Here is a 25,982-nt window from a genome sequence, read left to right as displayed (position 1 = left end):
AAACTCGGTGCCTATGTCACGAAACCCCGACCACCCGCGCAACGCGGGGGCGCTGACTGTCGGCTTCGACATCGGAGGGACGAACGTCAGGGCCGGAGCGGTCGACGCGGCGGGTCGCATCGTGGCGCGGCGCGAGGCCCGCACCGCGCACACGGAGGCGGAGCTGGTGCGGACGATCGCCTGCATCGTCGAGGAGCTGCAGGCGGACTACGAGATCGGCGCCGTGGGCGCAGCTGTCGCCGCCTTCCTCGACCCGGAGTGCGAGATCGTGCGCTTCGCCCCCCACCTTCCGTGGCGGGATAACCGCCCCGTGCGTGCGGAGCTCGAGGACGCGATGGGGCTTCCCGTGCGCCTCGAACACGATGCGAACTCCGCGGCGTGGGGCGAGTACCGCTTCGGCGCCGCGCGCGAGGCGCGGACCTGGGTGTTTTTCGCCGTGGGCACGGGCATCGGCGCCACGCTCATGCACGGCGGCGAGATCTACCGCGGCTCCTTCGGCACTGCGCCGGAATTCGGTCACCTCACGGTCGTCCCGGGCGGGAGGGTGTGCTCCTGCGGGAAACAGGGGTGCCTCGAGCGTTACGCCTCGGGCACCGCCCTGGTGGACACGGCGCTGGAGGTTGCGGGCCAGGGCGGCTTCAAGGGCAGCGCTTTGTACCGCAAAGTCGTGGATAAGCGCGCCGACGGCCGCGACGTGATGAGGGCGGCGCGGGCGGGAGACGCGCTTGGGGTGGCCGCTGTCGCCGACTTTTCCCGCTGGCTCGGGAAGGGGCTGTCGATCGTAGCGGACGTGCTCGATCCCGAGCTGATCGTCTTGGGCGGAGGGGTCAGCCGGGACGCCGACCTCTTCCTCGACGACGCGCGCGAGGAGTTTGCCCACGGTATCGTCGGGGCGGGTTATCGCCCCGCGGCGCGCGTTGTGTGCGCGGAGCTCGGCGCCGACGCGGGTATGATCGGGGTCGCTGATTTGGCCCGGGAAAGGGGACTGCAGGGATGACGAACAAGTGGTACGTGTTTTTCAAAGCGACACTTGGCCCGCCGCTTTATCTGTGGAACCGCCCGACAATTCAGGGCAACGAGAACATCCCCCGGACCGGGCCCGCGATTATTGTGTCGAACCACCAGGCTGTTATGGATTCCTTCTACCTGCCCCTCATGGTGTGGCGGCAGCTGACCTTCCCGGCGAAGAAGGAGTACTTCACCTCTCCCGGCGTGGGCGGGGCCATCCAGCGGTTTTTCTTTTCCTCTGTGGGACAGATCCCCATCGACCGCTCCGATTCGGGCGCGGGCGAGGCGCTTGTCACCGCGGCCAAGCGCGTGCTTAGCGAGGGCAAGCTTTTCGGCATCTACCCGGAGGGCACGCGCTCGCCCGACGGGCGCGTCTACAAGGGCAAGACGGGCATGGCGCGCATCGCCATGGAAACCGGCGCACCAGTGGTGCCCGCAGCGATGATCGGGACGCGCAACGCCAACCCGATCGGTACGGTGATTCCCCGGCCGCGCAGGGTCCGCATGAAGATCGGGCAGGCGATTGACCCCCACGCGTGGGCTCGGGAGAACGGTTTTGATCCTGCCTCGCGCGAGGTGATGCGCCCCTTCACCGATTTCGTGATGCAGCAGTTGGCGGATCTGTCCGGCTACGAGTACGTGGATGTCTACGCTGCGGACGTGAAGAAGTCCCTCGAGGAGGGACGGGGCTACCCCGCGGGTGCAGAGCCGAAGCAGCGCTGAATTAGGGCTGAATTAGGATCGGGTTCATGGATCGGGATCTCGTTACGCGTATTGTCTTGGCCGCCGCGTTTATCGTGGCATTCCTCGTCGCTTCTCAGACAGGCTTCTACGTCAACGTGGTGGGGCCAGTGGCGGTGCTCGGCATCGCAGCCGTCATGTTCTGGCCGCGCCACGATGACGAGGACGACGATGCCGACGAGGCGGCCCAAACCGGGGTCCAAACAGGGGGCCAAACAGAGGTCGACGAGCCGGCGCGGAGCAGCTAGGGTGCGCTACTTCTACGACACCGAGTTCATCGAGGACGGGCACACCATAGAGCTCGTCTCTATCGGCATCGTCGCCGAAGATGGGCGCGAATACTACGCGGTGTCGACGGACTTCGACGCCACCCGGGCGAACCAGTGGGTGCGCAAGAACGTCCTGGATAAGCTGCCGAACCCGCACAGCATGGCGTGGAAACCAGCGCGCGCCATCCGCGACGAGGTGCTGGAGTTTCTCACCTCCTCCGGCTCCGCGCCGGAGCTGTGGGCGTGGGTGGGGGCCTACGACCACGTGGTCCTCGCCCAGCTCTGGGGGGACATGGCGGGGCTGCCGCGGCAGCTGCCCCGGTTCACCCGCGAGTTGAAGCAGTACTGGGAGATGGCGGGGCGCCCCCAGCTTCCCCCGGCGCCCGAGGGGGTACACGACGCCCTCGTCGACGCCCGCCACAACAGGGCGAAGTTCGAGGCATGCGCCCGGGCGCTCCCGCTGGACAAGAAGGGCAGAGCCGCCCACCCAACGGGACACTGATTCCGCAATCCGGAAGATTTCGCAGCCCTGCGGTATCCGCCCTGCTCCGGGCGTGATAGAAATATAGGGGTGAGTTGGACTATCGATATCCCGAAGAGTGTTCTGCCGGATCTTCCGCCGCTGCCCGGAGACCTGAACGAGAAGTTCCAGGACGTCATCGCCCGCGACGCCAAGCAGCAACCCACCTGGGACGAGCACGAAGCGAGCGCCGTGCGCAAGATCCTCGAGTCGGTCCCGCCCGTGGTCCTCGCCCCCGAGGTAGAAGCCATGAAGCAGCAGCTTGCCGACGTTGCACTCGGCAAAGCCTTCCTGTTGCAGGGCGGGGACTGCGCCGAAACCTTCGAGTCCAACACCGAACCCCACATCCGCGCCAACGTGCGCACTCTGCTGCAGATGGCGGCAGTGCTCACCTACGGCGCGTCCGTTCCCGTGATCAAGGCGGGGCGCATTGCCGGCCAGTACGCCAAGCCGCGTTCTTCCGATCTCGACGCCAACGGTCTGCCGAACTACCGCGGCGACATCGTCAACGGCGTCGAGCCGACGGCCGAGGCGCGCCGCCACGACCCGGCCCGCATGGTCCGCGCGTACGCCAACTCCTCCGCGGCGATGAACCTCGTGCGGGCTCTGGCCGCCTCCGGCACCGCGGACCTGCACAACATCCATGACTGGAACCGGCAGTTCGTGGCCAACTCTCCGGCTGGGGCGCGCTACGAGGCGCTGGCGAAGGAGATTTCGCGCTCGCTCGCCTTCATGAGCGCCTGCGGCGTCAACGACGACCAGCTGCGCACCGCGGAGATCTACGCCACCCACGAGGCCCTGCTCGTCGACTACGAGCGCGCCATGCTGCGCCTCGCCGAGGATGGTCAGGGCGAGACCAAGCTCTACGACCTGTCGGCCCACCAGCTGTGGATCGGCGAGCGCACCCGCGGGCTGGAGGACTTCCACGTCAACTTCGCCGCCTTGATCAACAACCCGGTCGGAATCAAGCTCGGCCCCTCGGCGACGCCGGAGGAGGCCGTCGCCTACGCGGACAAGCTGGATCCGAACTTCGAGCCGGGGCGGTTGACCATGGTGATCCGCATGGGGCACGAAAACGTGCGCACCAACCTCCCGCCGCTGATCAGCGCCGTCGAAGCATCCGGGCACAAGGTTGTCTGGCAGTCCGACCCGATGCACGGGAACACCTTCACCGCGTCGAACGGGTACAAGACGCGCCACTTTGACAAGATCATCGACGAGGTCCAGGGCTTCTTCGAGGTTCACCGCCGCCTGGGCACCCATCCCGGCGGCATCCACATCGAGCTGACCGGCGAAAACGTCACCGAGTGCCTCGGCGGAGCCCAGGACATTACCGACGTTGACCTGCCGGGCCGCTACGAGTCAGCCTGCGACCCGCGCCTGAACACCGAGCAGGCACTCGAGCTGGCGTTCCTCGTCGCCGAGATGCTGCGCTACTAACGGGCTAACCGGCTACCACGCGTAGCTGGCGATCAGGTTCGGCAGCTGGTCGTAGAGCCCCGAGCCGAACCACCAGGCCCCGACGAGGACGGCTCCGATGGCGGCGGCCGAGATGAGAAGGAACACCGCGAAGACGAACCCGGAGCGGTTGCTGACGGGTTTCGGGGGAGCGAGGCGCGGCGCCGGGGCCTCCGGGGGTGCTGGGCGGTCGGGCACCGCTGGCGCAACCCGCGTGGGCGCCTCGTTCGCGGGGTCGACGGCGCGGAACTCCTGAGCGGGTGCGTCCGGGGTGGGGAAGAGCCGTTGCTCGTAGGTGCGGGTAGGCGGCTCGGCGGGCGAAGCCGTGAGGGATGTCGGGTGTGCCGCGGCCCGGTTGGCGGCGGAGTTCGTTGGGACGGGGACGACGTAGTGCGGCAGGTCGAGCTCGGAGGCGACGTCGTCGAGCGCGGCGAGGAACTCGCCGGCGTCGAGGAAACGTTCGCGGGGGTTGCGGGCGGTGGCGGTGGCGACGAGCTCGTCGAAAAGCATGGGCACCCCCTCAATCCTGGTGGAGGGCGCGGGGACGTCGCCGTGCAGCCGCGCGTAGGCGTGCGCGAGCGGGGTGTCGCCGCTAAACGGGGTGGTGCCGGTGAGCAGCTCGAAAAGGACGACGCCCGCCGAGTAGACGTCGGAAGCCTGTGTAATCGGGCTGCCGTCGACTTGCTCGGGCGAGAGGTAGGAGACGGTGCCGACGATCTGGTCCGTGGAGTGGGTGGAGTCGGCGGCGGCGCGAACGAGGCCGAAATCGGCCAGCTTTACTGCGTGGTCGCTGTTGATGAGGATGTTGTCGGGCTTGATGTCGCGGTGCACCATCCCCTTCGTATGCGCCGCCGCAAGCCCGGTGAGGGTCTCGCGCATGACCGCGGTTGCGGCGTGGGGCGGCATGGGGCCGCGCTCGGCGAGCAGCTCGCGCAGAGTGCCGCCGGTGATGAGCTCCATGACAAGGAACACTTGGCCGGATTCGTCGCCGGAGGAATAGTCGTAGACGGTCACCAGGTTGGGGTGGGTCAGCTGCGCCATGGCCTCGGCCTCGCGGCGGAAGCGGTCGCGGAAGACGTGGTCGTTGACGTAGCGCTCGTCCATCACCTTCGCCGCGACCTCGCGGTTGAGGCGGGTGTCCACGCAGCGGTAAACGGTAGACATCCCGCCGCGGGCGATCGGCCGGTCGATGGCGTAGCGGTCATCCAGAAGGTCTCCGACTCCGAGCGTGGTCATGGCGTCCAGTATGGCCGACACCCAGACCGGCACGCCAACGCGGGTACGATGGTGGCGTGAGTTACGCAGATTCTTCCGCGTCCCCGGCAGGACCCGGGCTCGACGCATTGCTTGCCGACGAACCCCTGCTCACCCTCCCCGAGGTCGCCGAGTATCTCGGCGTCCCGGTGACCCGCATCCACGACCTCGTCGGGGCCCACAAACTGCTCATGTACCGCCGCGACGGCGTGAAATACGTCCCCCGTGTCCTCCTCGGCGAGGAAGGGGAGACCTCCAAGTTCGTTTCGGGCGCCATCACGGTTTTGCACGACGGCGGCTACGACGACGAGGAGATCCTCGCGTACCTCTTCACCGAGGACGACTCCCTGCCGGGCCGCCCGGTAGACGCGCTGCACGGTCACGGTGCCCGCGAGGTGATTCGCCGCGCCCAGGCGATGGCCTTCTAGGAGTGGTCACGTCCGGCGCTTTGGGGTAGACCCACACCGCCGCCGCCCATCCGGCGGCTGCGGCGAGGAGAACGAACCATAGCTCGTAGAGACGGTGGTTTCCCCCGCCCGTAAAAGCGAGGCCGACGAAGACGGAGGCGAAGACGAGAAGCTTTTTGGCCAGCACCGGGGGGTGAAACGTCCCCGCCGTGGACAGCACCGAGGCGTAGTACCACGGCAGGGTCACGGCGTTGGTGACAAAGGCGACGGCGTAGGCGAGGGTCGCGCCCATGATGGCGCGGCGGTTCGTGGCCTTCCCGCGGGGCCGGAACACCACCCATGTGGCCACGAGCCCCGCGAGCATGAGTACTGTCCCCGCCGCTCGCGTCAGCGCGAGTGCCGTGTTGTAGGGGAAGTTTTCGTCGAAAAGCTGGATGAAGGGGGTGGCCAGGTCTGCCGCCAGGGTGGGCCCGGCCAGGGGGTTGACCACCTTCGAGTTCCCGGAGATTTCCGCCACCCAGCCCCACGAGGAACCGGTCACCACTGTGATGAGGTTCACCACGGCGAAGGAGACCGCCACCGACCACGCGCCGACGGCGAGGAAAACGCCCACCCGGGCCCACAGGCCGGCGCTGGACGAGCGGTAGCGGTGGTACATCATCCACACGACGAAGGGCAGCGCAATCGCCGCGGTGGCCTTGAGGGAGACCGCCAGCCCGATGAGGGCGATGCCGGGCGTGAAGAACCGGGCGCCGGCGCAGAGGTAGAGGCCACAGCACACGAGCCCGACCATCACGGACTCGTTGTGCATGCCGCCGAGAAGGTGTAGGAGCATGAGGGGGTTGGTCACACCGAGCCAGACAGCGAGGGTGGGGTTGCCCCCGATCCGCCGCGCGAGGCGTGGCACGGAGTAGGCGATCAGGGCGAAGCCGACGAGGCTGAGTAGCTTGTAGGCCACGATCCCGGCGCTGACGTTGTCACCGACGACGGTGGTGATGAGCTTGCCGATCCCCAGGTGCAGCGGCCCGTACGGGGTCGTCGTGTTGCGCCAGTCGTGGGAGACCTCCAGCAGGTAGGGGCCGGGGTTGACGGCGGCGCCCTCCGTGTACGGGTCGAAGCCGTCGCGAAGCATTGCTCCCTGCATGAGGTAGGAGTACACGTCGCGGGAGAGGATCGGGGCGGACAACAGCAGGGGCGCGGACCAAGCCAGCGTGGCGCGTCGGGTGGTGGCTAAGCCCGCGCGGCCGCGCGTCAGCTCGTGGCCGAGTAGGACCCACGCGGCGATCAGCAGGACGATTCCGCAGGTCAAAGTGATGTCGGACAGGGCCCGGCCGTGGCCGAAGGTGAGGTGGCCGAGGCCGAGCTCACGCATGACACCGCCGCGCGTGCGCGTGGCGCCGGCGCCGTAGGAGCCAAGCGCGACGAGCGCTGTGGCGATCGTCCCCAGAAGAAGCGGGCTACGCACGGCGGGCTGTTGACCTGATTGCCAGCTCACGAAGGGTCTCGGCCACGGGGCCGGTCACCCCCGCTTTTTCGAGGTGGGCAAGGCCCGAGGTGGTCAGCTCCGCAATCTGCTTTTCGACGCCCTCAACGGCGCCACTGACGCGAATGATCGAGCTCAGACGATCGATCTCACTCGGGTCCGTGGCTGAGCCGACGCCGGCGCGCAGCTCGGCGGCGGCGGCGGGGTCGGAGCGATCCAGCGCCTCGAGGGCGAGGGAGAGCAGAACCGTGCGTTTTCCCTCGCGGAGGTCGTCGCCGGCGGGTTTGCCGGTGACGGCGGAATCACCGAAGACGCCGAGGAGGTCGTCGCGAAGCTGGAAGGCGATGCCGATATCGCGGCCGTAGCCGCGGAAGGCTTCGATGGTGGCGGCGGGGGCCCCGGCCACGGCGGCGCCGAGGTGGAGGGGCCGCTCGATGGTGTAGGCGGCCGTCTTAAACCTGTTGACTTTGTTCGCCAGCTCAATGGACTCGTCGCCGGTGGCTTCGAGGGTGATGTCGAGCAGCTGACCCCCGAGCACCTCCGTGCGCATGCCCCGCCACGGGTCCTGCGCACGGGCGAGAGCGTCCGGGCTGACGCCGGATTCGCGCCACATGTCGTCGGCCCACACCAAGGCGAGGTCTCCGGCGAGGATCGCGACATTGCGGCCGAACTCCGCGGCGTTTCCGCCCATGTCGCGGGCTCGGTGCTCCGCCTCGACGGCCCGGTGGACCGTCGGGCGCCCCCGGCGGGTATCGGAAGAGTCGATGATGTCGTCGTGGATGAGGGCGCACGCCTGGATCAGCTCCAGCGCGCTCACCGCTCGGAGAACCCGCTTCGGGTCCTCCGCGCTACGTTCGAGGCCGCCACCGCCGACGAAGCCGGCCCACCCGTACAGCGGACGGATCCGCTTGCCGCCGCTGAGGACGAAGTCGCTGAGGTGAAGCGCGGCCGTAACCACCGGCGCCCCGATGGCGTCGACCTCCGCGAGGCGGCGCTCGAAGAAGGCCCGGAGCTCCCGCTCTACCGCTCCCGGGACGTCCGCGAGGGGGAGGCCGGGATCGAACGGGGTGGGGGAGGGGCTCACCGGGGCTCCTTACATACGGCGGGGTGTGAAGCGGTTGACGCCTAACAGGTTACCCCGGCCCGTCGAGGGGCAGCCTGCGGCCCAGCACGGCGAAGGGGCGGCTATCCCCCGTATAGATGAAGTCGCGCAGAACGTCGCCGAAACCAAGCTTGCGGTAGAGGCCGAAGGCGGCGTTGCGCTCCTGCGCCACCTCGGGGGTCGACAGAAGCGCCCAGCTGGAGGGCACCCCGCGCAAAAGCTCGGCGAGAAGACGGTGCCCGATGCCCTGGCCCTGGCAGGCGGCCTCGACGTGTACCTCGGCGACCTCGAAGTAGTCGTCGAGCATCGTCGCCGCGCTGGCGTTCAGGGCGCCCGCCTGCTTTAGCCCGCGAATGAGCTGCTGGTCCCACCACCGCCCGCGGGTGCCGAAAAACCCGTAGGCCACCCCGACGACGCGCTCCGGCTGTGAGTTCCCGGTGACGCTCTCGTCGACGCACTCTTTGACGGCGATGACCCCGGTGAAACCGGGACAGGTGGTGTCGCCCCTCCACACGTCGATGCGCTGGCGCCGGATCGAAGCGGGGTAGCCCATTGCGGCGATGTAAATGTCCACCAGCGTGGGGGCAAGCAAGGCGAACTCCTGGCCGGAGAGCCGGCGGATCGAGTAGTTCATAGCCCCCATCGAACCACGCCGGGTTCCCCGCCGGGCGTGTTTCCCCCGAATACGACAATAGAACAGGTGTTCGATATGCGAGGGGGGTGGTGTAGAACATGGGTTTTAACGTGAAGTCATCGTTTGGGTCAGGCGGGCACGAACACATGGTGAACACATGGAATGGAGGAAGCGATGAGCAGCATCATTTCGGCAACCACGCGATCTGGAGTGGCCAAGAGCGGCCGGTTCTTCGCTGCGGCGGACGAGCTGCTTGTGCGGGCGCGGGCCGAGGCCTCCCGCGGGGCCGATGATCTCGCCCTCGAGTACGGCTACCGCGCCGCCCTGCGGGTCGCGGGTGCGGTCTGCGCCGATTCTCCAGCCTTGCGCAAGCGCAAGCGCCTGCCCAGCAGTGCGTGGGAAAAGCTCGCGCTTACCGGGGAGTTCGGCCAGGCGTGGGCGCGGCGCCTCTCCGCGTATTCTGCGCTGCGTGCCCGGGTGGCCTCCGGAATCGCGGACGCTCCGGCGCCGTCGCTCGTGCGTCAGTTTCTCGAGGCCGTGGAGGATTTCTACGCGGCGGCGCAACCTGGTGCAATGCTGGTGGCGTAGTGGTTTGTGGGCGGGGAACATTCGGCAGTGTTCGGGCGTTGAAACAAGTAGTCCCGGATAACACCCCCCACGTAGAGCAGGAGAGTAAAGAATGTCTCTTTCGGAGCAGGAACAGCGCGCGTTGCAAGAGATTGAGCGTTCCCTCCTCGCCGAGGATCCCTCGTTTGCCAGCAATATGCCCGATGCTGGCTCGAGCTCCGTCGGCGGTGGCACGGGAAGGCTTACCATGCGCAGCGTCGCCGTCATTGTCCTGGGGCTTGTCCTCCTCATTGGGGGTGTGGCGTTGGCGACAGTTAGCATGTGGCTGATTGCTCTAAGCGTGGTCGGCTTTATCGTCATGCTCGTCGGCGGGATCATGGCGCTGCGTGCCCCGGCGCAGGGGCCGGTCGAGCGGCCGGGAGCTGCGCGGGCAAAGAAATCCTCCCCGCGCGCGACGTCGATGGAGGAGAACTTCCGCCGCCGCTTCGAGTCCTAGGCGTTTTTCGCCGCGTGTGGAGCGCAGCCCCAGTGGGGCTGCGTTTTTTTGTGCCTGAATGCTGAGTTCGTCAGCGCCGCGTACGGGCTCGATGGGTCTCCCACTTTCCCCCACAGTTGCCCGTACTGGAGGGGGAGCGGGTTGTTGTACGTGCCCAGTGCCACGCGTTTCTACCGTTCGCGCAGGTTGGCGGAATTAGTAATTTTGGGCGGGAAAGGTACGTGGCCGGCCACGCGGGGGTGGTGTGCTGGGCTTCCGGGCGTGTCCCCCACCGGTTTTTCGCTATTGACCTGCTTTTTTCGGGCGCGGGCAAGAAAAAATCGGGTCAGATGTGGCGTATGTGGGGGAAAGTGGGTTAGAGTGGGGCACAGCGGCGAAACGTGGTGGCATCCTGACTACGTGTCACGGCGCGTCGGCGCAGAGAAAACTGAACAACCGAAGTCGGTGAGTGGAAGGAAGGTGGGCTCCGGATGTTCCTGGGAACCTACACTCCCAAGCTCGACGACAAGGGGCGCCTGACACTGCCCGCCAAGTTCCGCGAGGAGCTGGCGGACGGGCTGATGGTGACGAAGGGGCAGGACCACTCGCTCGCGGTGTACCCGCGCGAGGAGTTCGCGGCTCGCGCCCGCAAGGCCGCAGCCGTGTCCCGCACGAACCCGCAGGCACGTGCCTTTATCCGCAACCTGGCTGCCAGCGCGGATGAGCAGACGCTTGACGGGTCCGGTCGCATCACGCTGTCGCCGGCGCACCGGGAGTACGCACGCCTGAGCAAGGAGTGCGTGGTCATCGGTTCGGTCGATTTTCTCGAAATCTGGGACGCCGAGTCCTGGAACACATATCAAGAAGAAACGGAGGCCGCCTTCGCGGCCGCTGACGACGACGACATTCTCTCCGGTCTGCTCTAGGGCTGACTACCCGCCGAGCGGACGGCTGACTACTGACGGAGAGCGTGTACGGACTCTGTCCGGGGCGAGAAGCGTTCTGGTGTACTTCCCCGACATCAGAACAGCCGCTCCGGGCAGGGCTCTATGCGCTCCCCCGGCCACGCGCTGGTTGAAGGAATACGCAAATTTGACGGTGACGAACGCTAGGCGGAGGGGGTGGAAGACATGACCAGACCGGACAGCGGCGACGCGCAGCCCGCCGACATGGACTACGGCATAGACGCCAACCGCGGCCACGTTCCCGTCATGCGAGACAGGATGGCGCAGCTGCTCGAGCCGGCGGTTGCCGCCTACGGCCCCCGGGCCGTGATTGTGGACGGCACCCTCGGAGCCGGCGGCCATACCGAACACTTCTTGCGGGTTTTCCCCGAAGCGCACGTGATCGGCGTCGACCGGGACCCCGATGCCCTGCGTGAGGCGGGGGAGAGGCTTGCGGAGTTCGGCGAACGTTTTGTGCCCGTGCGGGCGCGCTTCGACGAGATCGGGAGTGTGGCAGCCGCGGCGGACGGGCACGCCTTCGACACCGTGCGCGAGCACGGCGTCGCCGGGGCACTGTTTGATCTCGGTGTCTCCTCGATGCAGCTCGACCGCGAGGACCGCGGGTTCGCCTACAGCGTTGACGCGCCCTTGGACATGCGCATGGACCCGACGCAGGGACAGACTGCGGCGGACATCTTGAACACGTACAGCCACGGGGACCTCGCGCGGGTGCTCAAAACCTACGGCGACGAACGCTTCGCGGGAAAGATCGCCGCGGCGGTCCTGCGCGAGCGGGAGAAAGAACCCTTTGAGCGCAGCGGCAGGCTTGTGGAGCTGCTGTACGACGCCATCCCTGCCGCGACCCGCCGCACCGGCGGACACCCGGCGAAGCGTACCTTCCAGGCCCTGCGCGTGGAGGTCAACCGGGAGCTCGAGGCGGTGGAAAACGTGATTCCGGCCATCACCGGCCTGCTTGGGGTCGGCGGCAGGGCTGTGTTCATGAGCTACCAGTCGCTCGAGGACAAGATCGTGAAATCCGCGTTCGCGCGGCTGACCACGTCCACGACCCCACAGGGCCTGCCCGTCGACTTGCCGGGCACCGCGCCGCGTTTCCGCTCCATCACAAACGGCGCGGAAAAGGCCTCCGACGCGGAGATTGCCCTGAACCCCAGGGCTGCTTCTGTGCGGGTGCGGGGCGTCGAAAAGCGTGCGGAGGAAGAGCAATGACGTCACGCGGGAACTACCACGAAGAGAAAGGCACGCACATGGGAGCCAGCCGGGATTTTACCGCCGGGGCACGGTCTGGGACGGCCACGCTGACACGTCCCGCGGCGCCACACCGCAGGCCGCGCACCGGCGCGCCGACGCAGCAGCCGGGTGGACGGCGTGTTGCGCCGCACACCCCGCGCGTTGCGCGCGGCGGACGGCTGGGATCGCAGCAGGTCGTCTCAGTGCGTGGCCGCCGCGTCGGGGTCCAGGGGGCCGCGAAAAAGAAGGTGTCCACCCTCTCCGCGGCCGCCGTACTGCTACTCATCGCGGGAGTTGTCTGCGCGATGGCGCTGTCGGGTCTCGCGACCAGCCAGTCCTTCACTATCCAGCAGCTGCAGTCGCGTGAACGCGAACTGCAGGCCGCGGTGGAGTCGTTGAACCGGGACCTCGAGGACGTCAGCTCTGCCGGGGAGATCGCCCAGCGCGCGGCCGAGGCCGGGATGGTGGTGCCCGGCCACCCGGGGATCCTCGCGGTCGACGAGGCCGGTGAGGTCCACGAGGAGCGGGCGGCCGACCCGGAGGCGGCGACGGAGATCATCGATGTCAACGGTGCCCCCACCCGAGCCGACGGGGCGACAAGCGACCGGGACGCGACGCGTCGGCTCGGCGACAACCTGACCTCCGTGCCGGGTGGCAACGTGCTCGGAAGCGGCGGCGCCCCGGAAAACAGCACACCGGAAAACACCGCCCCGGAGGACACCCCGGCTCCCGCCAACACCGCTCCGAGGAACCTGGCGCCGTACGCGCCGAACGTACCGAGCGACCGCTAGGCGGGGGAGTTTTCGCCGCGGCCGTGTGGCGCTCCCGCTGCGGCGCGGGGCGGCGGGCACAATAAGGGCGCGAGCCGGGCGCGAAAACAACGCCCAACTACAGAGACGACAAGGACGACAAAGAAGGTGGGATGCGGGCCGTGAGCAGCACGAGACAACCTCGCGACCCGGGGCACCGGCGCAGCGAGCAGGGCGCCAGCGGTGCCGGGCCAGCGCCGCAGAAGAAGGTGACGCACCGCCGCGCGAGGTTTATCGCGGCGGCCTTCGTTGTTGTTGGCGCCGTCCTGGTCGGGCGCCTCGCCTGGGTTCAGGTGGTGTGGGCGCCGGAGCTGCAGCAACAGGCGGTGGCGCAGAGGGAACGCATTTACGAGGACCGCGCGCGGCGCGGCCCCATCCTGGACCGCTCCGGCAACGAGCTGGCCTACACCATGCAGGCCCGCTCGCTGACGGTCTCCCCGGTCCTGCTGCGCCGCGAGTTGGCCGAGCAGCAGGCGGCCGAGATGAGCAGGGCTGGCGTCTCCCGGGAGGCTATCGACGCCCAGATTGACGCCCGAGTCGAGGACGTCTTGCGCACCATGGCCAACGAGATCCCGGTGATGATCGCGGAGGCGGATCAGGAGAAGCAAAAGGTCTCTGGCTCCACGGCCCGGACGGAACATGACGCCGACGAGGACACGGGAGCGAAGCCGGGCGAAAGCGGTGTCGTGAGCGCGAAGGACATTTTGGACAAACTTCACGCCGAGACGAACTACGAGATCCTCGTGCGCAATGTGGACCCGGACGTGGCCGCGGAGGTGGCGGAGCGTTTCCACGGCGTGGCCGCCGACCTGCAGGAAATCCGCCAGTACCCGAACGGTGCGATCGGGGAGAACATTCTGGGCCGGGTCTCCATGGACGGGCAGGGACAGTTCGGTCTCGAGGCCTCCAGCGACTCGGTGCTCACGGGCATCAACGGGCGTTCCACCGAGGACGTCTCCGTCGACGGGCAATCCATTCCCGGCACGCTGCGCGACGCGGTCCCGGCGGTCGACGGCTCCACGATCCAGCTCACCGTCGACCTGGACCTGCAGACGTTTGTGCAGCAGACCATCCAGCAGGCGAAGGAAAACTCCCTGGCCAAGGGCGGGGAGGCCGTTGTCCTGGACGCGCGGACAGGCGAGATCCTGGCCATGGCGAACACGGACACCATCGACCCCAACAACGACGTGGAAAAGCAGCTCGAGCAGGGGCGCGACTTTGAGAACGGTGCCGTGTCCGCGCCCTACGAGCCGGGCTCGGTGGCGAAGATCATCGCCGCGGCCGCCGCGATCGAGGAAGGGGTGACGGACCCGCACGAGGTCCACCAGGTTCCGGGCTCGATCGATATGGCGGGGGTGACGGTCAACGACGCGTGGGCGCACGACGTCGTGCCCTACACCACCGCCGGGATCTTCGGGAAGTCCTCCAACGTGGGCACGCTCCAGATCGCGCAGCGCCTGGGCGAGGAGAAGTATTGGGAGTACTTGCAGCGCTTCGGCATCGGGCAGACGACGGGAGTGGAGTTGCCCAACGAGTCCCCGGGCCTGCTGCCCGTGCTCGAGCAGTGGTCCGGCGGAACTTTCGCCAACCTTCCTATTGGTCAGGGCATGAGCTGGACCACGCTGCAGATGGCCGGTGTCTACCAGGCGCTCGCCAACGGCGGCGAACGCATCGAGCCGCGCATTATCGCGAAGGTCACCGACGCCGCCGGGAACGACGTGCCCCAGGAGGAGCCCGCGCGCACCCGCGTGGTCAGCGAGGAGACGGCCCGCACGGTTGTCGACATGTTCCGCGCCACCTTCCAGGAAGACCCGACGGGAATAGATTCGGGAACCGCCCAAGGAAGCGACATCGAGGGTTACCAGCTCTCCGGAAAGACGGGGACGGCCCAGAAGGTCAACGAAGAGACGGGGGCGTACTCTCAAAGCGAGTTCTGGATCACCTTCGCGGGCGTCGCCCCGGCCGATGATCCGCGCTTTGTTGTCGCCGTCATGCTCGACGAGCCGCAGCGCGGGCCCCTTCCGGGTGGAGCGGGCGGCCAGACCACGGCGCCGGTGTTCCGCGAGATCGCGGGCTGGCTGATCAACCGGGAGAATCTGCCCCAGAGCCCGCCTGCCGAACCGTACGTGTTGCAGGAACGCTAAGCCTGCGGAAAGAGAGTGGAACGTGAAGTCGACCCCAAGTGCCGTAACCCCCACCCTTGGGCAGCTCGCCGCTGAGGCGGGGGCGGTGGTGAGCGAGGACGCTGCCGACCTGCAGATCAGCTCGGTCAGCCTCGACTCCGGCCAGGCCGCCCCGGGCGGGCTGTTCGCAGCGCTTCCGGGCACCCGCGTCCACGGCGCGACCTACGCGGCGCAGTCCGCGGCCGCGGCCATCCTCACAGACGCGGCGGGGCGGGAGATCCTGGCCAAGGCCGGGGAGAAGCGGCCCGTCCTCGTCGTCGAGGACGTTCGCGCCGTGCTCGGGAGGGTATCGGCGCGCGTCTACGGTCAGCCGTCGAAAAGCCTGACCCTGCTCGGAGTGACGGGCACCTCGGGCAAGACCACCACGACCTACCTCCTCGAGCAGGGGCTGATCGCCGCCGGCTGCGAGGTGGGGCTGATTGGCACGACGGGCACCCGCATCCGCGGGCGCGACGTGCCGACGAGTCTGACCACGCCGGAGGCACCCACCCTGCAGGCGTTGTTCGCGCAGATGCTGAGCGAGGGGGTGACGCACGTGGTGATGGAGGTGTCCTCCCACGCGCTGAGCCTCGGGCGCGTGGACGGCAGTTTCTTCGACGTCGCGGGCTTTACCAACCTCAGCCAGGACCACCTTGACTTCCACCCGACGATGGAGGACTACTTCGAGGCGAAGGCGCGCTTTTTCGACCCGGCCTCGCCCGTCCACGCCGCCCGCAGCGTCGTCTGCGTCGACGATGCGTGGGGCGAGCGGATGCTCGACAGGGCAGGCGAGGGTCTCGCCGTGGGCACGCGCGGCCAAGCGGTGCTCGATTGCTCCGCGACGCTTCTCGACGTCACCCCGGCCGGTGCCCAACACATCAGCCTGACCCTGGCGGGCGCCGCTTACGAGCTGACGCTGCCGCTGCCGGGCGCGTTCAACGTGGCCAACGCCGCGCTCGCCACGGCGATGGCGCACGCCGCCGGCGTGGACGTGGGGCGCTTCGTCTCCGGGCTGGAAAACGCCGCGGTGCCGGGGCGCATGGAGCGCATCGACGCGGGCCAGGACTTCGTCGCGGTGGTTGACTACGCGCACAAGCCGGCGGCGGTCGCGGCTGCGCTTGAGACGCTGCGCGGGCAGGTCGCCGGGCGCGTCGGGGTCGTCATTGGAGCCGGCGGCGACCGCGACGCCTCGAAGCGCCCGCTCATGGGCCGGGAGGCCGCGCAGCGGGCCGACCTGGTCATTGTTACCGACGACAACCCGCGTACCGAGGACCCCGCGGCAATCCGCGCGGCTGTTATCGAAGGCGCTGCCGCGGCGGGGGCGAACGCGGAGATCCGGGAGTCTAAATCGCGCGCCGAGGCGATCGAGGAGCTGATCGCCTGGGCGCGCCCAGGAGACGCGGTGATCGTGGTGGGCAAGGGCCACGAGGTCGGGCAGATCGTGGGCACGACAACGCACCCGTTCGACGACAGGAAAGAAATGCGCCGGGCCCTGTCGCTTTCCGGTTACGGTGAACATAGCGATTCCGGTGGCGCTGATTCCGGCGGGGCGAGCACGAGAGAACACACACACGAGGGCAGCGAAGGAAGGCGACCATGATCCCACTTAAGCTCCGCACCATCGCGGAGATCACCGGCGGCACGCTCAACGAGCACGCGGACCCGGACGCCGTGGTGGGCGGCTTTGTCGAGTTCGACTCCCGCAAGATCGCCGACGGCGGGCTATTTGTGGCGCTCAGCGGTGCGCGCGCGGACGGACACGACTTTGCCCCCGCCGCCGTGGAGCAGGGCGCGGTGGCGGTGCTCGCGGCGCGCGATGTGGCGGCCCCGGCCGTCATCGTGCCGCGGGTGGACAGGCGCGCGGGCGATAATTCCGATTTGGCCGCCAACGACAAGGACGGCTCCGTCGCGGCGGTGGTCGCGGCGATGTCCTCCCTCGCCGCCTACGTCGCCCGCGAGCTGACGCGCAACAGCGGCCTTTCTATTACGGGTGTGACCGGCTCGGCGGGAAAGACGTCGACGAAGGACCTGATCGCCGCGGTGCTGTCCACCGCGGGGGAGACGGTCGCCCCGCCCGGCTCGTTCAACAACGAGATCGGCCACCCCTACACCGTGCTGCGCTGCACTGAGACGACCGACTTCCTCGTCGCGGAGATGTCCGCGCGGGGGATTGGTCACATCGCGCACCTCGCCCAGATTGCCCCGCCGCGTATCGGGGTGGTGCTCAACGTCGGTTCTGCCCACCTCGGCGAGTTCGGTTCGCGCGAGAACATCGCGCAGGCCAAGGGCGAGCTGGTAGAAGCGCTGCCCGAGGCCGAGCGGGGCGGCGTTGCCATCCTCAACGCCGACGACGACCTCGTCGCCGGGATGGCGCGGCGCACCCGCGCCCGCGTGGTCACCTTCTCCACCCAGTCGAAGGACGCGGATTACTATGCCACGGACATCGAGCTTGACGACGTCGCGCGGGCCAGCTTCACCCTGCACTCGCCGGGTCAGGACCCGCAGCGCGTCTGCCTGAATGTCTTTGGCGCGCACCAGGTCTCCAACGCGCTGGCCGCCGCCGCCGTCGGCATTGAATCCGGCGTGCCCGCCGCGACGGTGGCCTCCGCGCTCAGCGGCGCCCACGGTGTCTCCGTCAACCGCATGGACGTCCACACCCGCGCCGACGGGGTAACCGTGATCAACGACGCCTACAACGCCAACCCGGACTCGATGCGCGCCGGTATCGCCGCGCTCGGCTACACCGCGGCTGCGCGCCCCGGGGTGCGCTCGATCGCCGTGCTGGGGGAGATGAACGAGCTCGGCAGCAACGCAGTGGACACGCACCGCGAGCTCGGCGACGAGCTCGCCCGCTACGACGTCACCCACCTCGTCGCGGTGGGGCGGACGGAACCGATGCGCGCGCTTGTCCAGCAGGCCCGCGCCCGGGGCATTGCGACGTCCACCGCCAGCGGGGTCGACGACGCAGCCGCGCGCGTCCGGTCGATCCTGGCGGCCCCGCCCGCCGGGGTAGAGGGCTGGTACGAGCGCAGTGCACGCGACGTTGTGCTGGTCAAAGCGTCAAACGCCGCCGGGCTGTGGGGAGTTGCGGAGCAGCTTCTCGCGGGGCATAACCTTAGGGACGGCAAGAATCAACAGAACTGAGCCGGGCACAACCGCCGAACGCGCCGGGCGGGCCCGCTAGAAAAACACGGTAATTAACGCACATGGTCCAGATCATCATCGCCGCGATAGTGAGCTTTCTCGTCGCTATCTTCCTCACCCCCGTCCTCATCCGGTACTTCAACCACCGCGCCCTCGGCCAGGAGATCCGCGAGGACGGGCCGGCCTCCCACGCCCGGAAGCGCGGCACGCCGACCATGGGCGGCATAGCGATCCTCGCCGGCATCACCCTCGGCTACGTCGCCGCCGGGCTGTGGGCACTAGCTAGCGGGCACGCGGCCTTCACCGCCTCGGGGTGGATCGTGCTGGGGCTGACGCTGGCCCTCGGCGGCGTCGGCTTCGCGGACGACGGCATTAAGCTGTTCATGAAGCGCAACCTCGGGCTGAACAAAACGGCGAAGCTGATCGCGCAGCTGGCTATCGCGCTCATCTTCGGGCTGCTCATCCTGCAGTTCCCCAACGCGGAGGGGCTCACGCCGGGTTCGACGTCGTTAAGCTTCGTGCGCGACATGGACATCGTCGACTTCGCAGCGGTCGGCGGCGTGATTGGCACCATCGTGTTCCTGGTCTTCGTCTACATCCTGCTCGCGGCCTGGTCGAACGCCGTGAACCTCACCGACGGGCTGGATGGGCTGGCCTCCGGCGCCACGGCCTTCGTCATGGCCGGCTACACCGCGATCACGTTCTGGCAGTTCCGCCAGTCCTGCACCGCCGCGCCGGGGCCGGGGTGCTACGACGTGCGCGACCCGCTCGACCTGGCCACTCTGGCCGCCGCCGGGTTCGGCGCCACCATCGGCTTTCTGTGGTGGAACGCCTCCCCGGCCAAGATCTTCATGGGTGACACGGGCTCGCTGGCGCTCGGCGGCCTGGTGGCGGGGCTGTCCGTGACCAGCAAGACGGAGCTGCTCATGGTGATCATCGGCGCGCTGTTCGTGCTGGAGGCCGCCTCCGTGGTTATCCAGGTGCTTTCCTTCCGCGCCACCGGCAAGCGAGTCTTCCGCATGGCCCCTATCCACCACCACTTTGAAAACGGCGGGTGGCCGGAGACAACGGTGGTCATCCGCTTCTGGATCCTCTCCGCTATGGCGGGCGCGCTCGGCGTGGCCGTGTTCTATGGCGAGTGGCTTTCGCTGAGCGGGGCGGCGGGCTGATGGGGGGCCGGATCGCGATGGCGCCGGACAACGTGCCCGCCGAGCTGCGCCGCGGCGTTCTCATCGCCGGCGCGGGGGTCTCCGGCCGCGGGGCGGCCAAGCTGCTCGCGGCGCTCGGCGTTGCCTTCAGCGTGGCCGACGATAACGCGGACAACCTCGCCGCCGTGGCGCAGGAAACGCAGGCCCAGGCGATGAGCACCGCCGAGGCGGAGCGCGCGCTCAGTCAGTTTTCCACTGTGGTCACCTCCCCCGGCTGGCGCCCCGACACGCCACTGCTGCGCGCCGCGGCGGAGGCGGGGCTGGAGGTCTACGGCGACGTGGAACTGTGCTTCCGCCTCGACCGGGCGGGCGTGTTCGGCGCCCCGCGGACGTGGCTGGCGGTGACGGGCACGAACGGGAAAACCACGACGACGGGAATGCTGGCGGCGATCATGGCCGAATCCGCCCGCGACACGGGATTGGACGCGGTGGCCTGCGGCAACATCGGGCTCTCCGTCAGCGACGCGCTCCTGTCGGAAGAGCGCGTGGACGTGCTGGTAGCGGAGCTGTCGAGCTTCCAGCTGCACTGGTCGCGCGAGCTGCGACCGACGGCCGGGGTGCTGCTCAACCTCGCGGCCGACCACATCGATTGGCACGGCTCCTTCGCCGCGTACGCGCACGACAAGGCGCGGCTGCTTCGGGCGGAGACCGCGGTGGCCGGGATAGACGACGCCGAGGTGGCGCGCCTCGTGCGCGAGAGCGGGCGCGGTGACGTCATCGGGTTCACCCTCGCGGAGCCGGGGGAGAACCAGGTCGGGATCAAGGGTGAGGCCATCGTCGCCAGGCGCGGCGGGGAAGAGGTCGAGCTGGCCAGCGCGGCAGGCATCGAGCCCGCCGGCGCGGCCGGTGTCTACGACGCGCTTGCCGCGGCGGCGGCGGCCCACAGCCAGGGCGTGCACCCCGAACGGATCAGGGCAGGGCTGGCGGGTTACCGAGTGGCGGGCCACCGCGGCGCGGTGGTGCACTCCGCGGGGGGCGTCGACTGGGTGGACAACTCCAAGGCGACCAACCCGCACGCGGCCGATTCGGCGCTCGCCGGGGCAGGCACCGTGGTGTGGATCGCCGGCGGGCAGCTCAAAGGCGCCGAGGTCGACGACCTGGTGCGCGCCCACGCCCACCGGTTCCGGGCCGTGGGGCTAATCGGGGCGGACCGGGAGATCCTGCGCGAGGCGCTCCGGCGCCTGGCCCCGAATGTGCCCGTGTGGGTGACGGACGAGGCGGACCCAGCGCGGGCGATGGACGCGGTCGTCGACTTCGCGGCGACCCAGGCGCGCCCGGGGGACACGGTGCTGCTGGCTCCCGCCGCGGCCAGCCTCGACATGTTTTCCGGCATGTCCCAGCGTGGCGACTACTTTGCGGCCGCCGCCATGAGACACTCCTAACGCGAGCCGTGTTGCTCCGCCCGGAGCTACCGCCCCACAGTCTATTGTGGCTAATGTGTCTGAAGTGAGCTCTGGGGCGAACGAGGAGAAAGGGCGGTGGCCATGACCGTGACGCGCGGTGCGCGGGAGTACCAACCCCGCAGAAACGCAGCTCAGCAGCCAGGCCCCGCGCGGGCGCAGGAGGGTGGTTTTGCAGCCGCCCAGCGTCGCCTCAACGACGCAATGGACGCGCGTCCGCTGCTGGATTACACCGTGATCCGCACCGTCGTTCTGGTGCTCGCGGGCCTCGGAATAGTCATGGTCACCAGCTCGTCGATGGCGTCGAGCTTCGCCGCGTCGTCAAGCGTCTGGGCGACCACACTGCGCCAGGGCCTCATGGTCGCCTTCGGGCTGTTTTTGTTCTGGGTGATGCTCAAGGTCTCGCCCGAGGTGATGCGCAGGTTCGCAGACGTCGTTATGGCCGCTGCCGTCGTGCTGCTTATCCTCGTGCTCATCCCCGGCATCGGCATCGGTGGGGACGAGGTGGGCTCCCAGTCCTGGATTGCGCTCGGCCCGCTGCGGCTGCAACCTTCCGAGCTGGCCCGCGTGGCCATCGCCGTGTGGGGGGCGAAGACCCTGGCAAACAAGGACTACCGGCGCCCGTCGAAGCCAAATAACGGCTTCGTCGCCTTCATTGCGGTGGCGGCGCTGTGCCTCGGGCTCATCGCGGCGCAGCGTGACTTCGGCATGGCCGTCTCCTTCGCCATCGTCGCGGGCCTCATCCTCATCTTCGCCGGGATCTCCAAGGCCTTCATCGCGGGCGCAGCTATCGTGGGCACGATCAGCCTGCTGGTGGTTGTCTTCGTCTCCGGCGGGTACCGCTCCGACCGCTTCACCGTCTACTTCGACGCGCTTTTCGGCCATTTCGACGACACGCGCGGCGTCGCCTTCCAATCGCACCAGGGCTTCCTCTCGCTTGCCGACGGCTCCCTGCTCGGCGTCGGCCTGGGCCAGTCCCGCGCCAAGTGGTTCTACCTCCCTGAGGCGCGCAACGACTTCATCTTCGCGGTGATCGGCGAGGAGCTCGGGCTGTGGGGAGGTGCGCTCGTGATCGCCCTGTTCGCCCTGCTCGGCTACTTCGGGCTGCGTACGGCGCGTCGCGCGCAGAACCAGTTCCAGGCGCTCATGGCGGCCTCGCTCGCAGCCGGGGTGGTCTCGCAGGCCTTCATCAACATCGGCTACGTGGTGGGCCTGCTGCCGGTGACCGGCATCCAGCTACCGATGGTCTCCGCCGGAGGTACCTCCGCTGTGATCACGCTCGCCTCCATGGGCGTGTTGGCCTCCATCGCCCGCCACGAACCCGACGCGGTGTCCGCCATGCAGAACTACGGCCGGCCTGCCTTCGATCGCTTCCTCGGTATCGGCGAGCCCACCACCCCGGGGCAGTCCCGCGCAGCGCGCCGCGCCGAAAGCGGGCGGGGGGCGCGCTCTCGCCGCGAGGCGCGCTTTGGCACCCCCGTCACCGCGCGTCCGAGCGAAGCTTCTCGACGCCCCACCGCCGCCGCCGGGCGCCCGGCGACCCGCGCCCGCCCTGCCTCACCGGCCCGCACGGCCCCGCGGCCCCAGCCCGCGCCGCGCGGATCCTGGGACCCGACCGACGCCCGCCGCGCGGGCTAGCTGCACACGAAAAGGAGTACTCCAGACATGGCAGAAGCAGATCCAGCGGACAAAGACGCCGCTGACAAGGTGCACGACGGCTCCGGCCCGCTCAGCGTCGTCCTCGCCGGCGGCGGAACCGCCGGGCATATCGAACCGGCGCTGGCTGTCGGGGAGGTCCTGCGCGACGAGTTCGGGGCCACCGTGACCGCTCTGGGCACCGAGAAGGGCCTGGAAACCACGATCGTGCCGGCCCGCGGCTTCGCCCTCGAGCTGATCGACCCGGTCCCGGTGCCGCGGGGCGCGCCCTGGCGCCTGGCGGGCGTGCCCTTCAAGCTGGCCCGCGCGGTGCGGCAGACGCGCCGGGTGCTGCGCGAATCCGGCGCGCAGGTCGTTTTCGGAACCGGCGGTTATGTCGCGGCCCCCGCGTACATCGCGGCGGCGTCGCTGCGCCTGCCTTTTTTCGTGCTGGAGACCAACGCGCTGGCCGGCATGGCCAACAAGCTTGGAGTGCGCCTCGGCGGGGTTGGCCTCAACGCCGTCGCGGGCTCGGGTATGCCGGGCGAGACCGTCGGTATCCCGGTGCGCCCCGGAGTGGGTGAGGACGCAGATGGGGAGAAGGCGCGGCGCGGCTACCGCACGTGGGGCCTCGACCCGGAGCGCATGACCGTGCTGGTCACGGGCGGTTCCCAGGGCGCGGTGAGCATTAACAGCGCCGTGGCCAGCGCGGTGGAGGCCATCACGGCCGCGGGCGCGCAGGTGCTGCACGCCTATGGGCGCAAGAACGACGCCCCCGCCGCGCACGATCACTACACGGCGGTGCCCTACATCGACGACATGGAGGCTGCCTACGCCGTCGCTGACCTCGTGGTGTGCCGTTCCGGGGCGATGACGGTGGCGGAGAACTCGGCGGCCGGGATCCCGGCGATCTACATCCCGCTGCCGCACGGTAACGGCGAGCAGGGGCTCAACTCGGCCCACCTCGTCGACCTCGGCGCGGCGGTGCGCATCGACGACTCCGAGCTCACCCCGGAGGCGCTGAGCGCAGCGGTGACGAGCATTCTCGGCGAGCCCGGCAAACGCGCGCGCATGCAGGAGGCGCTGGATAGCTCGGGCGCCGGAGACGTCGCCCGCGAGCTTGCCACCCGCGTCGTGCGCGCCGCGCGTGCCCACTAGAATCGCGTGTCGTACGCAACCCGCCCGGCCCTGAGAACAAGCCCTGAGAACAAGCCCTGCGAAGGAGCGCCCGAAAACATGAATCACCCCGGCAGTGACGTCGATCTTGCCCGCGTTCACCTCATCGGCATCGGCGGCTCCGGCATGTCGGGGGTGGCGCACATCCTGCTCGATCGCGGCAGTGTAGTCACGGGCTCCGACGTGAAGGATTCCCTGCCGGTGCGCGCGCTGCGGGCGCGGGGGGCGCAGATCGCGGTGGGCCACGCAGCGGACAACCTCGACTTGGCGGGTGAGCTGCCGACGGCCGTGGTGACCAGCTTCGCCGCGATCCCGCAGGACAACCCCGAGCTGGCGCGCGCCCGCGCGGAGGCCATCCCGGTCCTGCGCCGCTCCGACCTGCTCGCTGAGCTGATGGAGGGCTACACCCAAGTGCTCTTCGCGGGAACGCACGGGAAAACCTCGACGACCTCCATGGCCGTGGTGGCGCTGCAGGCGGCGGGGGAGGAGCCGAGCTTCGCCATCGGTGGCCAGCTCAACCGCGCGGGGACGAACGCGCACCACGGGCAGGGCCGCATCTTCGCGGCGGAGGCGGACGAATCGGACGCCTCGCTGCTGCGTTACGCGCCGGACATCGCCGTGATCACCAACATCGAGCCGGACCACCTGGACTACTTCGGCGACGCGGACTCCTACTTCCGCGTCTTCGACGACTTCGCCGACCGCGTCACGGAATCCGGCACGCTCGTGGTCTGCCTCGACGACGCGCACGCCGTCGAGTGCGGCAGGCGGGCGATTCAGCGCGGGGTGACGGTACTCGGCTACGGCACCGCCGCCGCGGCGGAAGTCTGCCCCGACGTGCCCGCCGGCGCAATCATCGCCGAGGAGGCCCACTGCGGCGGGCCGGCCCAGGTGCGGGTTGACCTGGCCGTGGGTGGGGCCGAGCGGCGGGTCGAGTACTCGATGTCCGTGCCGGGGCACCACATGGTGCTCAACTCGGTGGCGGCGCTTCTGGCCGGGGCGTGCGCGGGGGCCGACCCGCAGCGCCTGGCGGCGGGGCTCAGCGAGTACACCGGCGTGCGGCGCCGCTTCGAGTTCAAGGGCGAGGTGGCCGAGGGCACTTTCGCCGGAGCGCGCGTCTACGATGACTACGCCCACCACCCGACCGAGGTCGCCGCCGTGCTCGGCGCCGCGCGCGAGAAGGCTCGGGCGGAGGGCGGCGGCGCGCGGGTGGTTGTGTGCTTCCAGCCGCACCTGTATTCGCGCACGCGCGAGTTCGCGGCCGAGTTCGCCGCCGCTTTGTCGCGCGCCGACGCCGCCGTTGTCCTGGACATCTTCGGCGCCCGCGAGACCCCGGTGGAGGGGATGGACTCGCGCATCATCACCGACCGCATCGACAGGACCGCGACCGAGGTGCGCTACGAACCGGACTTTTCCGCGGCGCCGGCGACCGTGCGCGAGCTCACGCGCCCCGGCGACATAGTTTTGACGATGGGCGCCGGCACCGTGACCATGCTCGCCGAGGAGATCCTCTCTGCGCTGGCGCAGGAGGGGTGAGGCAATGCCGGCAGAGTCCGCAAACAAGCAGTCCGCAAACAAGCAGTCCGCAAACAGGCAGTCCGCAAACAAGCAGGAGGACGACGGCCGGGCGCCGCGCCGCGGGGGAACCTGGGCGGTCGCGGCCGTCGTTGTGGTTGTCGTAGGGGCGCTCACGGCCGCGGTGGCAGCGCCTTTCACCCCGGCGATGCCCGTGCGCTCGATCGAGGTCGAGGGGGCGCGCCAACTCAGCGAGGAGGAGGTCGCCGCCGCGACGAACATCGAGGAGGGTACGCCGATGGCGCGTGTCGACGCCCACCAGGCCGCCTCCGGGGTGGCGGGGCTGCCGTGGGTGAAAAGCGCGACCGTGGGGCGCGACTGGCCCTCCACCATCACCGTCGCCGTCGACGAGTACGTCGCCGTCGCCTACACGGAGACCGCCGAGGGGACGCAGCTGATCGACACCGAGGGCGAGGCGTTCACCGTGGGCGACCCGCCGCCCGGGGCGGTGCGCCTGGCCGATTCGGCGCTGCAGGACGAGCGCGTGCGCAGGGACGCGGTGTCGATCGTGACGTCGATAAGCGAAGAAATGCGCGGGCAGGTCGCCTCCATCGAGGCGCGCAGCCCCCACACGTTCGTGCTCACTCTTGGCGACGAGCGCACGGTGGTGTGGGGCGCCAGCGAGGACAACGAGAACAAGGCTCGCGCACTGGAGGCGGTGGTGCACAGGGAGGGCAGCGAGTTCAACGTGTCCAACCCCGAGCTGGTGACGGTGCGTTAGCGCGAAAGCCCAGGTCACAACCCTAAAGTGAAGGTTTAGGGT

24 protein-coding genes are annotated in these 25,982 nt (G+C 69.0%); 20 read left to right on the top strand and 4 right to left on the bottom strand.

Annotation, left to right across the window (positions count from 1 at the left end; translation table 11 throughout):
• Positions 1-13: 13 nt before the first annotated feature.
• The 5 genes from CAURIS_RS07640 (at position 14) to CAURIS_RS07620 (ending at position 3,978) form a co-directional block, all read left to right on the top strand.
• On the top strand, positions 14-997 hold the full coding sequence (locus tag CAURIS_RS07640) for an ROK family protein (protein ID WP_290341451.1): 984 nt from the start codon (positions 14-16) through the stop codon (positions 995-997).
• Complete coding sequence (locus CAURIS_RS07635) at positions 994-1,731, top strand: lysophospholipid acyltransferase family protein (protein ID WP_290341449.1); 738 nt, start codon at positions 994-996, stop codon at positions 1,729-1,731. Before CAURIS_RS07640 ends, CAURIS_RS07635 begins: the two co-directional genes overlap by 4 nt.
• A gap of 26 nt (positions 1,732-1,757) precedes the next feature.
• On the top strand, positions 1,758-1,997 hold the full coding sequence (locus CAURIS_RS07630; protein WP_290341447.1) for a hypothetical protein: 240 nt from the start codon (positions 1,758-1,760) through the stop codon (positions 1,995-1,997).
• Position 1,998: 1 nt separating this feature from the next.
• Positions 1,999-2,520: a polyadenylate-specific 3'-exoribonuclease AS gene (locus CAURIS_RS07625; protein ID WP_290341446.1), complete on the top strand. Its 522-nt coding sequence runs from the start codon at positions 1,999-2,001 to the stop codon at positions 2,518-2,520.
• A gap of 69 nt (positions 2,521-2,589) precedes the next feature.
• Positions 2,590-3,978, top strand: coding sequence for a class II 3-deoxy-7-phosphoheptulonate synthase (locus tag CAURIS_RS07620; protein WP_290341445.1), 1,389 nt, complete (start codon positions 2,590-2,592; stop codon positions 3,976-3,978).
• Between the two features lie 12 nt (positions 3,979-3,990).
• Here the strand turns inward: CAURIS_RS07620 and CAURIS_RS07615 are convergent, their stop codons facing one another.
• Positions 3,991-5,232, bottom strand: coding sequence for a protein kinase domain-containing protein (locus CAURIS_RS07615; RefSeq protein ID WP_290341444.1), 1,242 nt, complete (start codon positions 5,230-5,232; stop codon positions 3,991-3,993).
• A gap of 56 nt (positions 5,233-5,288) precedes the next feature.
• Here CAURIS_RS07615 and CAURIS_RS07610 point away from each other — a divergent pair, with 56 nt between their 5' ends.
• Complete coding sequence (locus tag CAURIS_RS07610; protein WP_290341443.1) at positions 5,289-5,678, top strand: Rv2175c family DNA-binding protein; 390 nt, start codon at positions 5,289-5,291, stop codon at positions 5,676-5,678.
• Here the strand turns inward: CAURIS_RS07610 and CAURIS_RS07605 are convergent.
• The 3 genes from CAURIS_RS07605 to CAURIS_RS07595 are packed head-to-tail and all read right to left on the bottom strand — an operon-like array spanning position 5,581 to position 8,876.
• On the bottom strand, positions 5,581-7,122 hold the full coding sequence (locus CAURIS_RS07605) for an alpha-(1->6)-mannopyranosyltransferase A (protein ID WP_290341442.1): 1,542 nt from the start codon (positions 7,120-7,122) through the stop codon (positions 5,581-5,583). The genes CAURIS_RS07610 and CAURIS_RS07605 overlap by 98 nt on opposite strands.
• Positions 7,115-8,224, bottom strand: coding sequence for a polyprenyl synthetase family protein (locus CAURIS_RS07600; RefSeq protein WP_290341441.1), 1,110 nt, complete (start codon positions 8,222-8,224; stop codon positions 7,115-7,117). Before CAURIS_RS07600 ends, CAURIS_RS07605 begins: the two co-directional genes overlap by 8 nt.
• Positions 8,225-8,273: 49 nt before the next feature.
• Positions 8,274-8,876, bottom strand: a complete 603-nt coding sequence (locus CAURIS_RS07595) for a GNAT family N-acetyltransferase (RefSeq protein WP_290341440.1) — start codon at positions 8,874-8,876, stop codon at positions 8,274-8,276.
• A gap of 174 nt (positions 8,877-9,050) precedes the next feature.
• On the opposite strand from CAURIS_RS07595, the gene CAURIS_RS07590 reads away from it, so the two are divergent.
• The 14 genes from CAURIS_RS07590 to CAURIS_RS07525 all read left to right on the top strand — a co-directional run bounded on the left by CAURIS_RS07590 (position 9,051) and on the right by CAURIS_RS07525 (position 25,940).
• Positions 9,051-9,464, top strand: coding sequence for an SAV_6107 family HEPN domain-containing protein (locus tag CAURIS_RS07590; RefSeq protein WP_290341439.1), 414 nt, complete (start codon positions 9,051-9,053; stop codon positions 9,462-9,464).
• A gap of 91 nt (positions 9,465-9,555) precedes the next feature.
• Positions 9,556-9,939 carry a DUF3040 domain-containing protein gene (locus CAURIS_RS07585; protein ID WP_290341438.1) on the top strand — a complete coding sequence of 128 codons (384 nt, stop codon included), beginning with the start codon at positions 9,556-9,558 and terminating at the stop codon, positions 9,937-9,939.
• A gap of 470 nt (positions 9,940-10,409) precedes the next feature.
• Positions 10,410-10,844 carry a division/cell wall cluster transcriptional repressor MraZ gene (gene mraZ, locus CAURIS_RS07580; protein ID WP_290341436.1) on the top strand — a complete coding sequence of 145 codons (435 nt, stop codon included), beginning with the start codon at positions 10,410-10,412 and terminating at the stop codon, positions 10,842-10,844.
• Positions 10,845-11,087: 243 nt separating this feature from the next.
• Positions 11,088-12,089 carry a 16S rRNA (cytosine(1402)-N(4))-methyltransferase RsmH gene (gene rsmH, locus CAURIS_RS07575; protein WP_290343355.1) on the top strand — a complete coding sequence of 334 codons (1,002 nt, stop codon included), beginning with the start codon at positions 11,088-11,090 and terminating at the stop codon, positions 12,087-12,089.
• Complete coding sequence (ftsL, locus tag CAURIS_RS07570) at positions 12,086-12,901, top strand: cell division protein FtsL (protein WP_290341435.1); 816 nt, start codon at positions 12,086-12,088, stop codon at positions 12,899-12,901. The genes rsmH and ftsL overlap by 4 nt, the downstream gene beginning before the upstream one ends.
• A 131-nt stretch (positions 12,902-13,032) precedes the next feature.
• Entirely contained in the window at positions 13,033-15,063 is a 2,031-nt protein-coding gene (locus CAURIS_RS07565) for a peptidoglycan D,D-transpeptidase FtsI family protein (RefSeq protein WP_435383994.1), read from the top strand.
• Positions 15,064-15,085: 22 nt separating this feature from the next.
• Entirely contained in the window at positions 15,086-16,681 is a 1,596-nt protein-coding gene (locus tag CAURIS_RS07560; protein WP_290341434.1) for a UDP-N-acetylmuramoyl-L-alanyl-D-glutamate--2,6-diaminopimelate ligase, read from the top strand.
• Positions 16,678-18,225: a UDP-N-acetylmuramoyl-tripeptide--D-alanyl-D-alanine ligase gene (locus CAURIS_RS07555; protein ID WP_290341433.1), complete on the top strand. Its 1,548-nt coding sequence runs from the start codon at positions 16,678-16,680 to the stop codon at positions 18,223-18,225. Before CAURIS_RS07560 ends, CAURIS_RS07555 begins: the two co-directional genes overlap by 4 nt.
• Positions 18,226-18,287: 62 nt before the next feature.
• Entirely contained in the window at positions 18,288-19,394 is a 1,107-nt protein-coding gene (gene mraY / locus CAURIS_RS07550; RefSeq protein ID WP_290341432.1) for a phospho-N-acetylmuramoyl-pentapeptide-transferase, read from the top strand.
• 17 nt (positions 19,395-19,411) lie between these two features.
• Entirely contained in the window at positions 19,412-20,815 is a 1,404-nt protein-coding gene (murD, locus tag CAURIS_RS07545) for a UDP-N-acetylmuramoyl-L-alanine--D-glutamate ligase (RefSeq protein WP_290343353.1), read from the top strand.
• 102 nt (positions 20,816-20,917) lie between these two features.
• Positions 20,918-22,471 (top strand): FtsW/RodA/SpoVE family cell cycle protein, encoded by a 1,554-nt coding sequence (locus tag CAURIS_RS07540; protein WP_435383993.1) that lies wholly within the window; start codon positions 20,918-20,920, stop codon positions 22,469-22,471.
• A 27-nt stretch (positions 22,472-22,498) separates the two neighbouring features.
• Positions 22,499-23,626, top strand: coding sequence for a UDP-N-acetylglucosamine--N-acetylmuramyl-(pentapeptide) pyrophosphoryl-undecaprenol N-acetylglucosamine transferase (locus CAURIS_RS07535; protein ID WP_290341431.1), 1,128 nt, complete (start codon positions 22,499-22,501; stop codon positions 23,624-23,626).
• A 78-nt stretch (positions 23,627-23,704) separates the two neighbouring features.
• Entirely contained in the window at positions 23,705-25,180 is a 1,476-nt protein-coding gene (murC, locus tag CAURIS_RS07530; RefSeq protein WP_290341430.1) for a UDP-N-acetylmuramate--L-alanine ligase, read from the top strand.
• Positions 25,181-25,184: 4 nt separating this feature from the next.
• The gene (locus tag CAURIS_RS07525; RefSeq protein ID WP_290341429.1) at positions 25,185-25,940 is read left to right on the top strand and encodes a cell division protein FtsQ/DivIB; all 756 of its coding nucleotides are present in this window, start codon (positions 25,185-25,187) and stop codon (positions 25,938-25,940) included.
• Positions 25,941-25,982: the final 42 nt, after the last annotated feature.

Origin of the sequence: Corynebacterium auris, assembly GCF_030408575.1 — a bacterium.
GTDB lineage: Bacteria > Actinomycetota > Actinomycetes > Mycobacteriales > Mycobacteriaceae > Corynebacterium > Corynebacterium auris.
Note: the sequence above shows the minus strand (reverse complement) of the source record. Positions and strands in the feature narration are given on the sequence as shown.